Below are 3,065 nucleotides of genomic sequence, written 5' to 3' on the forward strand. Positions count from 1 at the left end.
AACCCGGCGTCCACCCCGGCGTCAACCTCGGCGGCGGTGGCACAGTGACTCTCTTCGACGAGACCCTGGCGCTGCTTCAGACACTGGTCCGCAACGCCTGCGTCAACGACCTCACCCCGGACTCCGGCCAGGAGGTCCGTAACGCCGACAGCCTGGAGGAGTTCTTCGCCGACGAGATCGCCACCGGTGCCGTCACCGTGCAGCGGCTCGAGCCGCGCCCGGGACGTACCAGCATCATCGTCACCGTTCCCGGCTCCGACCCGGACGCCGAGCCGCTGACCTGCCTCGGGCACACCGACGTAGTCCCGGTGGACACCGCCCGCTGGACCCGCGACCCCTTCGGCGCCGAGATCGAGGGTGAGGGGGCGGACGCCCGGATCTACGGTCGCGGCACGATCGACATGCTCGGACTCACCGCACCGATGGCGGCGGTGACCCGCGAGGTCGCACGGGAGGCGGTGGCGGGGCGTCCTCCCCGCGGGACGCTGACCTTCGTCGGTGTCGCGGACGAGGAGGCCCGCGGCGGACTCGGCGCGAAATGGCTGTCCGCCGAGCACCCGGACGCGCTGGACTGGCGCAACTGCATCTCCGAGACCGGAGGTTCCCACCTGCCGGTCGCCGACGGGGCGGACGCTGTCGTCGTCACCGTCGGTGAAAAGGGGGCGGCACAGCGGCGTCTGCACGTCACCGGCGAACCCGGTCACGGGTCCCAACCGTGGGGCCGGGACCTCACCATCGCACGGATCGCCGAGGTCGCCCGGCGTATCGCAGCGATCACTCCGACGGTGTCACAGGATCCGCTGTGGTCCGGGTTCGTGAACGCCTTCCGGTTCTCCCCGTCGGTGCAGGACGCCCTCGTCACCGCACCGGGAGAGGACGACTACCTCGCCTTCACTGACCTGGCCCGCTACGCCCACGCCGTGTCCCACCTCACCGTCTCACCGACGGTGCTCTCCGCCGGCAAGGCGATCAACGTACTGCCCAGCTCCGCGTACCTGGAACTCGACATCCGCCCCCTGCCGGGGCAGACCGACGAGGACGTGGACGCCGAGCTGCGCCGCGCGCTGGGCGATCTGGCCGACGAAGTCGAGTTCGAGCGGCTGATCTGCGAGCCCGCCGAGGTCAGCCCGGTGGACTCCCCGCTGTACGCGGCGATCACGGCCACGGTCGGGGAGTTCTTCCCGGACGCCGCGGTCGTCCCGGTGCTCTCCGCCGGTGGTACCGATCTGCGGTTCGCCCGCCGGCTCGGGGGCGTGGGTTACGGGTTCGCGCTGAACTCCCGCGAGCGGTCACTGGCGGACATCAACGCCGAGCTGCACAGCCACGACGAGCACCTCTACCTGGAGGACCTGCGGCTGACGCTCGAAGCCTACCGGTCACTGGTCGGACGGTTCGTGGGGTAGCTGCTCCGCTTTCTTCTGTCCTCACCCCGACGATCCCTCCCTTCCCTCCTTCCGCGAGTTTGCGTCACCGAATCCGCCCGTCTCTGCCACAGAGGGTCTCTGCCACAGATCCTCGGATTCCGTGACGCAAACTCGCGGTCAACTCAGGCCGGTGGTGCTTCCCGGGTTGTCCAGGAGATTCTGCGACCACTGTGACCAGGACCCCGGGAACAGGGCCAGGTCGATGCCGACTGAGTCGGCGGCGGCGACGAGGACCGCGGCCGAGACACCGGAGCCGCAGTAGGCACCGGAGACCGGGTCGCCCGCGGTGGTCGGTCGGACCCCGAGACCAGCGAAGACCCCGCGCAGCTCATCCGGCGGCAGGAACCGACCGCCCTCGTCCAGCACGGACGTTGACGGCAGGTTCGCCGCGCCGGGGATGTGCCCTGCCACCGGGTCGACCGGCTCGGTCTCCCCGCGGTAGCGCTCCGGGGCGCGGGCGTCGAGAAGGACACCGTGCTCCCCGGTGTACGCAGCCTGTCCCTTGGTCAGCACCCGACGTGCCCCGGCGTACAGGTCATCGTGGGGGACACTGACATCACCGGGGGTTGGCGTCCTTCCTGTGCCTGTCTCGATCTCGCCACCGTCGGCCCGCCAGGCGGCCCACCCGCCGTCGAGGATCCGGACGTCGTTCAGCCCTGCGGCGGTGAGCGTCCACCAGGCGCGCGAGGATCCGGCGGCCTGGGCGTCGTCGTAGACCACGACCGTGTCGCCGTCGCTGACACCGAGCGCCCGCAGCGACTCCTGCAGGGCCGGCCCGGTCGGCAGCGGGTGGCGGCCCAGTCCGGTGCGGGAATGGTCGCTGAGCTGCGAGTCCAGGTCCACGTACGCCGCGCCGGGGATGTGTCCGGCGGCGAAGGCGTCCCGTCCGTCGGGGTGGGCGAGTGTCCAGCGGACGTCGAGGACGGCGACGGGGGCGTCGGTGTCTGTCGTTCCGGCGAGGAGGTCGCGCAGAGCAGCGGCGGTGATGAGGGTCATGCCCCCTGTGTACCGCATTTCTGTGCCGCGTTCCGCCCGCACTCACGGTGAACGCATCACTGGCGTCGCGCGCGCATGACGGGGCAGGGTGGGCCCATGACTCACACAGACACCCTCATCCGCCCCCTCACCGCCGACCAGCAGGAGTTCGCCGCGCTCACGGGCACCTACTGGATCCGGGCGTCCTCTCCGTCAGACGCCGTCACCGTCCCCGGAGCCCCCGGAACCTGGTACGCCGATGGCGACGCCGTCATCGGCACCGGACTGCCGGACAACCCGCAGGGGCAGGTCCGGCTCGCCCCCGGGGACCGCATCGTCGACGGTGGCGGGGTCCTCGCCGGGCACGCCCGCGCCGGGGTCGCTGCGCTGCGCACCTTCGACCGCGACTCGGAGGGTGCCAGGTCCGTGACCGAGGTCGAGGCCTTCCCGCAGGACGCCGCCTGGGTCGTCGACGCGGAGTTCACCCTGGACCCGCAGACCGTCACCGTCGTCAGCGCCGACGGTGCGGAGGGACAGGGGGAGGTCGTCGGCTGGCTGAGTTTCTCCGTTCCCGGTGACGCACCGGGCGTGACCCACTGCCTGCAGGTCACGGACCAGAACGGCGACTACTTCGTCTCCTTCTCGGACGCCGGGACGCACGCCGGC

Annotated in this window: 3 protein-coding genes; 2 read left to right on the top strand and 1 reads right to left on the bottom strand. The window is 71.3% G+C overall.

Annotation, left to right across the window (positions count from 1 at the left end; all coding sequences use genetic code 11):
• Nucleotides 1-44: 44 nt before the first annotated feature.
• Complete coding sequence (locus QZV72_RS09810) at nt 45-1,403, top strand: M20/M25/M40 family metallo-hydrolase (protein ID WP_297007975.1); 1,359 nt, start codon at nt 45-47, stop codon at nt 1,401-1,403.
• Between the two features lie 138 nt (nt 1,404-1,541).
• On the opposite strand, the gene QZV72_RS09815 is transcribed toward QZV72_RS09810, so the two are convergent.
• Nucleotides 1,542-2,420 carry a sulfurtransferase gene (locus tag QZV72_RS09815; RefSeq protein WP_297007969.1) on the bottom strand — a complete coding sequence of 293 codons (879 nt, stop codon included), beginning with the start codon at nt 2,418-2,420 and terminating at the stop codon, nt 1,542-1,544.
• Between the two features lie 96 nt (nt 2,421-2,516).
• On the opposite strand from QZV72_RS09815, the gene QZV72_RS09820 reads away from it, so the two are divergent.
• Nucleotides 2,517-3,065, top strand: a 549-nt coding sequence (locus QZV72_RS09820) for a DUF1684 domain-containing protein (protein ID WP_297007972.1), incomplete at its 3' end; no start/stop codon positions are given.

The sequence above is a fragment of the uncultured Corynebacterium sp. genome, assembly GCF_902782855.1.
Classification (GTDB): Bacteria; Actinomycetota; Actinomycetes; order Mycobacteriales; family Mycobacteriaceae; genus Corynebacterium.

Bases quoted from the DNA above. Each gene is read 5' to 3' on its own strand.
- QZV72_RS09815 (WP_297007969.1), bottom strand. From the start codon at position 2,420: ATGACCCTCATCACCGCCGCTGCTCTGCGCGACCTCCTCGCCGGAACG.